Origin of the sequence: Streptomyces sp. NPDC058198 (assembly GCF_042882605.1) — a bacterium.
Lineage (GTDB): Bacteria > Actinomycetota > Actinomycetes > Streptomycetales > Streptomycetaceae > Streptomyces.
The window spans coordinates 483,259-490,259 of sequence record NZ_JBHVVP010000005.1; the positions used below are offsets into that span (position 1 = coordinate 483,259).

Annotated in this window: 6 protein-coding genes and 1 rRNA gene; 5 read left to right on the forward strand and 2 right to left on the reverse strand. The window is 71.8% G+C overall.

The window, feature by feature from the left end:
* Positions 1-12: 12 nt before the first annotated feature.
* Positions 13-1,161, reverse strand: a complete 1,149-nt coding sequence (gene mtnA / locus ACFVWW_RS21095; protein ID WP_384189174.1) for an S-methyl-5-thioribose-1-phosphate isomerase — start codon at positions 1,159-1,161, stop codon at positions 13-15.
* Between the two features lie 194 nt (positions 1,162-1,355).
* On the opposite strand from mtnA, the gene ACFVWW_RS21100 reads away from it, so the two are divergent.
* Genes ACFVWW_RS21100 through ACFVWW_RS21120 form a run of 5 tightly spaced genes read left to right on the forward strand, consistent with a single transcriptional unit; the run spans position 1,356 to position 6,783 of the window.
* A complete protein-coding gene (locus ACFVWW_RS21100; protein ID WP_384189172.1) occupies positions 1,356-2,591 on the forward strand; it encodes a hypothetical protein in 1,236 nt (411 codons plus the stop codon).
* A 4-nt stretch (positions 2,592-2,595) separates the two neighbouring features.
* The gene (locus tag ACFVWW_RS21105) at positions 2,596-3,285 is read left to right on the forward strand and encodes a DUF4129 domain-containing protein (protein ID WP_386877706.1); all 690 of its coding nucleotides are present in this window, start codon (positions 2,596-2,598) and stop codon (positions 3,283-3,285) included.
* The gene (locus tag ACFVWW_RS21110) at positions 3,282-4,481 is read left to right on the forward strand and encodes a DUF4350 domain-containing protein (RefSeq protein WP_386877707.1); all 1,200 of its coding nucleotides are present in this window, start codon (positions 3,282-3,284) and stop codon (positions 4,479-4,481) included. The genes ACFVWW_RS21105 and ACFVWW_RS21110 overlap by 4 nt, the downstream gene beginning before the upstream one ends.
* Entirely contained in the window at positions 4,478-5,461 is a 984-nt protein-coding gene (locus ACFVWW_RS21115; protein ID WP_384189167.1) for an AAA family ATPase, read from the forward strand. The genes ACFVWW_RS21110 and ACFVWW_RS21115 overlap by 4 nt, the downstream gene beginning before the upstream one ends.
* Before the next feature lie 11 nt (positions 5,462-5,472).
* Positions 5,473-6,783, forward strand: a complete 1,311-nt coding sequence (locus ACFVWW_RS21120) for a DUF58 domain-containing protein (RefSeq protein ID WP_386877708.1) — start codon at positions 5,473-5,475, stop codon at positions 6,781-6,783.
* A gap of 125 nt (positions 6,784-6,908) precedes the next feature.
* On the opposite strand, the gene rrf is transcribed toward ACFVWW_RS21120, so the two are convergent.
* A 5S ribosomal RNA gene (gene rrf, locus ACFVWW_RS21125) occupies positions 6,909-7,001 on the reverse strand; the annotation flags it as partial.

The following is a 7,001-nucleotide window of genomic DNA, read 5'->3' on the forward strand; positions in this document are numbered from 1 at the left end:
GACATCATCCCATTACTTAATCGTTACCTGGCGTGACCTGGCACACAGCTCCGCGATTCCGCCCCCGGTCACCGGGGACAGCGCGCCGTATTCGGTGACGATCGCCGTCACCAGTTCCGGAGGCGTGATGTCGAAGGCCGGGTTGTACGCCTGCGTTCCCAGCGGCGCCACCGGCATCCCACCTCCCGCCTCCACTCCCGCCACCGCAGTCTGCGGCGCCGTGAGCTCCGTCACCTCCTGCCCCGGTCGTTGCTCCACCTCGATCGACGCCCCGTCCGGACTGTCGAGGTCGATCGTCGTGGTGGGGGCCACCACGACGAACGGGACATGGTGGTACTTGGCCAGCACGGCGAGCGGGTAGCTGCCCACCTTGTTCGCCACCGAGCCGTCGGCGGCGATCCGGTCCGCCCCGATCAGGACGGCGTCCACCTCCCCGGCCGCGAAGAGCGAACCAGCCGCGTTGTCCGTGAGCAATGTGTACGCCATCCCGTTGCGAGCCGCCTCGTACGCCGTCAGCCGGGCGCCCTGGAAGAGCGGACGCGTCTCGTCCACCCACAGGCGCCGCAGCCGGCCGGCCCGGTGGGCCGACAACGCCACGGCGAACGCGGTGCCCTCCCCGCCCGAGACGAGCGCCCCGGTGTTGCAGTGGGTCAGGATCCGGTGGCCGCCACCCGGCAGCAGTTCATCGAGGAGCGTAAGCCCAAACGTGGCCATCTGCGCGCTGGCCTCGGCATCTTCCCGGTGCAGCAGCCTGGCCTCGGCGAGCGCGGCAGCGGCTGCCTGCTCCAGGTCCGCCCCCTTGTCGGCCGCCGCCCGGTACGCGTCTCGCGCCCGCCGGACCCCGTACCCGAGGTTCACCGCGGTGGGCCGCGCCCGCGCCAGCTGCTCCGCCGCGTCCTCCACGTCGAAGCCCCGCACCGCGGCGAGCGCCACCCCGTAGGCGCCCGCGACCCCCAGTAGCGGCGCCCCCCGCACCGCCAGAGTCCGGATCGCCTGGACCAGAGCGGGCACATCGGTGCAGACCAGCTCGGCTTCCTCGACGGGAAGTCTCGTCTGGTCGAGAAGTACCAGTACGGGCCCTTCCGGCGGCTCGTCCCAGCGAAGTGAGGGGAGCATGGACGGCTCCGCGCCGGCCGCGGTCTGTGCGTACTGATCAGCCATCCGCCCAGTCTGCCCGCTGCGGCACGGACAATGAAGGTAAGCACGAAGGCGAGTAGGAGACACGGCCCCCGGCCCGCTGCGGCGCTACGCGTGGCACGATGGCTGCCAGCCCGCCGTCCCGCTGTGCGGACAGGCACTGTTGAAGCGCCGGCTAACCGAGTCGGCCACCCAACCAATCCACGAGGTGGACGACCGTGAACGACACTCCGGGCTGGGCCTCGCCCGGATCCGCCCCGTCCGACGGCCAGGACGCCACCGTGCCCCGGCCCGCCGAGCCCGTCGACGACACCGGCTCCCCCTCGAAGTGGACCAAGGCCCAGCCCCCGGCCGGACAGTGGTCCCCGCCCAGCGCCCCCGGTGCCGGACCCGCCACGCCCCGGCCCGCACCGGGCTGGGGAGGCCACGCCCAGGGCGGAGGACAAGGACCCGGCTGGGGCCGGCCGCCGGCCGCCAAGCCGGGTGTGATCCCGCTCCGCCCGCTCGGCGTCGGCGAGATCCTCGATGGCGCGGTGTCCACCCTGCGCGCCCACTGGCGCACGGTGCTGGGCGTCACCATCGCCGTCGCCGTGATCTCCCAGATCGGCGACATCCTCGTCCAGCGCTACCTTCTCCCCGAGCCGGTGGCCCTCGATCCCGAGGCGAATCCCTCGGAAGCCCTGAGCCAGGCCGCCGACTCGGCGCAGTCGAGCCTCATCGGCCTCGCCCCGTCGCTGCTGATCACGGTGATCGGCACCCTCTTCACCACGGCCGTACTGACCGTGGTGATCAGCCGCTCCGTGCTGGGACGCCCCGTCACGCTCTCGGAAGCCTGGCACGAGGCCCGGCCCCGGCTCCCCCAGCTGCTGGGCCTGACCCTGCTGCTCCCGCTGATGAGCGCGGCCGTCATGACCGTCGGCATCCTCCCCGGCCTGCTGGTGGGCTCCGCCCCCGGGATCGCGCTCGCCCTGGTGGGCGGCCTTGCCGCCTTCGCGGTCATCATCTGGCTGATGGTCCGCTTCAGCCTCGCCTCCCCCGCGCTCATGCTGGAGCGGCAGGGCGTACTGCCGTCCATGCGCCGCTCCGCCAAGCTCGTCGGGGGCGCCTGGTGGCGCACCTTCGGCGTGCTGGCCCTCACCCTGCTGCTGACCTTCGTGGTGTCGATGGTCATCGCCATCCCGTTCGCCGTCCTGGCGGCCGCGGTGGACAGTGACGGTCTCAGCGGGCTGCTCTCCGGCAGCAGCCCGGACGTCGGCTGGCCCTTCCTGATCATCACCGGCATCGGCACGGTGATCGCCTCCGCGATCACCTACCCGATCTCGGCCGGCGTGACCGTGCTCCTCTACGTGGACCAGCGGATCCGCCGCGAAGCCCTCGACCTCGAACTGGCGCGGGCCGCGGGCGTGTCGGGCTACGGCCCCCCTCAGCCGGGCCCCGACACCTCCCGGAGCTGATGCGGTGTCCATCACGGGGGGCGCGACAACAACGCGGCTGACGATCCGCGTCAGCAGCGACATACCGGTGGACACCCCCCGCGCCCCCGCCCGTGAAGCGGCGGAGCGGGAGCTGTCCAAGCCGATGTACCACGAGAACGACCCGAACCTGCTCCAACGCGCGCTCGACCGCTTCTGGGAGTGGGTCGACGATCTGTTCAACTCCCTCTCCGGCGCGGCCCCCGGCGGCCCGCTCGGTCTTGTCGTCATCGTCCTGGTCGTCGTGGCCCTCCTCGCCGCCCTCTGGTGGCGGCTGGGCACTCCCAGCCGCATACCGGGCGCGGTCGGCTCGCTCTTCGACGAGGGCCCCCGCAGCGCCGCGGAACACCGTGCCACCGCGGAAACACACGCCGCCGCCGGCCGCTGGAACCAGGCGGTCCAGGAACGGATGCGCGCCCTCGTCTGCTCCCTGGAGGAACGGGCCCTGCTCGACCCGCGCCCCGGCCGCACCGCCGACGAAGCCGCCTCCGAAGCCGGACGCCCGCTCCCCGGCCACGCGGACCGGCTGCGCACGGCCGCCAGGGAGTTCGACGACGTCGCATACGGAGGCCGCACCGCCGACCGGTCGGCGTATCTGCGTCTGAGGGAACTGGACCTCGACCTGGAGCGGACAAAGCCGCAGCTGAGCACCACGGCCGGAGGAACCGCCGAGTGACCTCGACGATCAGCTCCACCTCGGTCTCCCCCACCGCCCGCCAGGTCTGGAACCGGGGGCGCGGACTGGTCATCGCGCTCGTCATCCTTCTGCTGGCCGGAATCGCGATGGCCGCCCTGCGCTCCGGTGACCAGCACGGCCGCCTCGATCCGCGCTCCGCCGACGCGCACGGCAGCCGCGCCGCCGCCGAACTGCTCAAGAACAGCGGAGTCTCCGTCGATGTCGTGACCACCCTGGACGAGGCCACCGCCGCGACCGGCCCGGACACCACGCTCCTGGTCACCAACCCCGACCTGCTGACCCACCACCAGCAGCGGTCCCTGCACGACGCGACAGCGCCCTCCGGTGGCCGCACCGTCCTGCTCGGCGCCGGCCCGCCCTCCGTCGACATCCTGGCCCCCGGCGTCCGTACGGACACCCCGGCACCGGTCTCCGCACGCGCCCCGCGGTGTTCGCTGACCGCCGCCGACCGAGCGGGCACCGTCGACCTCGGCGGTGAGCGATACGTCACCGACGCGCCGGGCGCCGACGCCTGCTACCCGAGCGACGGATTGCCGACCCTGCTCAAGGTGGCCGCCACGGACGCGGCCCCGGACACGGACGCCGGTGACACCGTCCTGCTCGGCTCCCCCGCTCTCCTCTACAACGAACGCCTCGACAAGCAGGGCAACGCCTCGCTCGCCCTCCAACTCCTCGGATCCCGGCCTCATCTCGTCTGGTACCTCCCTTCGCTCGGTGATGCCTCCGCCTCCGACAGCGGCGACAGCGGCTTCCTTGATCTGATCCCTTCCGGCTGGCTCTGGGGCACCTTCCAGCTCTTCCTCGCCGCGGTGCTCGCCGCCCTCTGGCGCGCCCGCAGACTGGGCCCCCTGGTGGCCGAACGGCTCCCCGTCGCCATCCGGGCCTCGGAGTCCACCGAGGGCCGCGCCCGCCTCTACCGCAACGCGAACGCCCGGGACCACGCCGGCGCGGTCCTGCGCTCGGCGACCCGCGACCGTCTCGCTCTTCTCCTGGGCGTCCCTCCCGCCGGGGCCCACTCCCCCGAGACCCTCGTCCCCGCGGTCTCCGCCCGCCTCCAGGACACCCCCCAGGACCTCCGTACTCTGCTCTTCGGCCCGGCCCCGGCCGACGACACCGCTCTCATCCGCCTGGCGGACCAACTCGACGCCCTCGAAAGAGAGGTACGCACCTCATGAGTGCCCTGACCACAGAGACCGCTGAGAACTCGGACAGCGCCCGCGCTTCCCTGGAGGCCCTGCGCACCGAGATCGCGAAGGCGGTGGTCGGCCAGGACCCCGCCGTCACCGGGCTTGTCGTCGCCCTTCTCTGCCGCGGCCACGTGCTCCTCGAAGGAGTCCCCGGCGTCGCGAAGACCCTCCTGGTACGGGCACTCGCGGCGTCCCTCGAACTCGACACGAAGCGCGTCCAGTTCACCCCGGACCTGATGCCGAGCGATATCACCGGCTCTCTTGTCTATGACTCCAGGACCGCCGAGTTCTCCTTCCAGCCCGGTCCCGTGTTCACCAATCTGCTGCTGGCCGACGAGATCAACCGCACGCCGCCCAAGACCCAGTCATCGCTTCTGGAAGCGATGGAGGAACGCCAGGTCACGGTCGACGGCACCGCGCGTCCGCTCCCCGATCCGTTCCTGGTCGCCGCCACCCAGAACCCGGTCGAGTACGAGGGCACCTATCCCCTCCCTGAGGCCCAGCTCGACCGCTTCCTCCTCAAACTGACCGTGCCGCTGCCGTCCCGCGACGACGAGATCAATGTCCTGACCCGCCACGCGGAAGGCTTCAATCCGCGTGACCTCCGGGCCGCGGGGGTGCGACCCGTCGCCGGGCCGGCCGACCTGGAAGCAGCTCGCGCCGCGGTGGCCAAGACATCCGTCTCGCCCGAGATCGCGGGCTATGTCGTCGATATCTGCCGTGCCACTCGTGAATCCCCCTCACTCGCCCTCGGCGTCTCCCCACGAGGCGCCACCGCCCTGCTCTCCACCGCCCGTGCCTGGGCCTGGCTCACCGGCCGCGACTACGTCATCCCGGACGATGTGAAGGCCCTGGCCCTCCCCACACTCCGCCATCGCCTCCATCTCCGGCCCGAGGCCGAGATGGAGGGAGTCACCGCCGACTCCGTCATCACCGCGATCCTCGCCCACGTCCCCGTCCCCCGATGAGACGGTGACCTGTGGCCCTCACCGGACGAACCGCACTCCTCGCCGCCCTCGGCTCGCTCCCCGTCGGCGTCTTCGGCCCCAGCTGGGCGGGGATCCTTGCCGTCAACGCACCGCTCTCCGTAGCAATTCTGTGCGACTACGCCCTGGCCGCACCAGTGCGAAAGCTCCAATTCACCCGAAGTGGTGACACGTCTGTTCGACTCGGCGAGGGAGCCGCGGTCCACCTCACCGTCACCAACCCCTCGGGCCGCCCCCTCCGCGCGCACCTTCGTGACGCCTGGCCGCCCAGCAGCTGGGGCAGCGGCAGCGAAGAGGCCTCGTCCCGGCGCGCGTTGACCGTCCCAGCGGGCGAACGCCGCCGGATCACCACGCTCCTGCGCCCCACCCGCCGCGGCGACCGGCACGCCGAACGTGTCACCGTACGCTCGTTCGGACCGATGGGCCTGGCAGCCCGTCAGGGCAGTCACGACGTCCCGTGGGCCGTGCGCGTGCTGCCACCCTTCTCCAGCCGCAAGCACCTCCCGTCCAGGCTCGCCCGGCTGCGGGAGCTCGATGGCCGCACCAGCGTGCTGACCCGCGGCGAAGGCACCGAATTCGACAGCCTCCGCGCCTACGTGCCCGGCGACGACACCCGGTCCATCGACTGGCGGGCCACCGCACGCCAGTCGACCGTCACCGTACGGACCTGGCGCCCCGAGCGCGATCGGCACATCCTCGTCGTCCTCGACACCGGCCGGACCTCGGCCGGCCGGGTCGGCGATGTGCCACGTCTCGACGCGGCCATGGACGCCACCCTGCTCCTCACCGCCCTCGCCTCACGCGCCGGGGACCGGGTGGACCTTCTCGCCTACGACCGCCGCACACGCGCCCAGGTCCAGGGCCGCTCGGCAGGCGACGTCCTCCCGGCCGTGGTCAACGCGCTCGCCCCGCTCGAACCCGAGCTGGTGGAAACGGATGCCCGCGGCCTCAGCGCGGCCATCCTGAAGAGCGCCCCCCGCCGGTCTCTGATCGTGCTGATCACCGGCCTCGACGCGGCCCCTGTCGAGGAGGGGCTGCTCCCGGTCCTCCCCCAGCTCACCCGACGCCACACGGTCGTCGTGGCGTCGGTCGCCGATCCGTACATCGAAAAGATGAGTACGGGGCGCGGCACAGTGGACGCGGTGTACGAGGCTGCCGCCGGCACTCAGGCGCAGGCCCAGCGCCGCCGTACAGCAGAAAAGCTTCAGCGTCACGGCGTCACGGTCGTGGATGCCACCCCGGAGAAGCTGGCCCCGGCTCTCGCCGACGCGTATCTCGCGCTGAAGGCGGCGGGGCGTCTCTGAGAACTGACGAATGGGGAGCCCCGGCCTGACCTCGGCCGGGACTCCCCATTCACCGTGGCCATGAAAAGAGTCGTGAACGCAGAAATGCCCCGCACCATACGGTGCGGGGCATTCCCATAAAGGTTGTTCGGCGGCGTCCTACTCTCCCACAGGGTCCCCCCTGCAGTACCATCGGCGCTGTGAGGCTTAGCTTCCGGGTTCGGAATGTAACCGGGCGT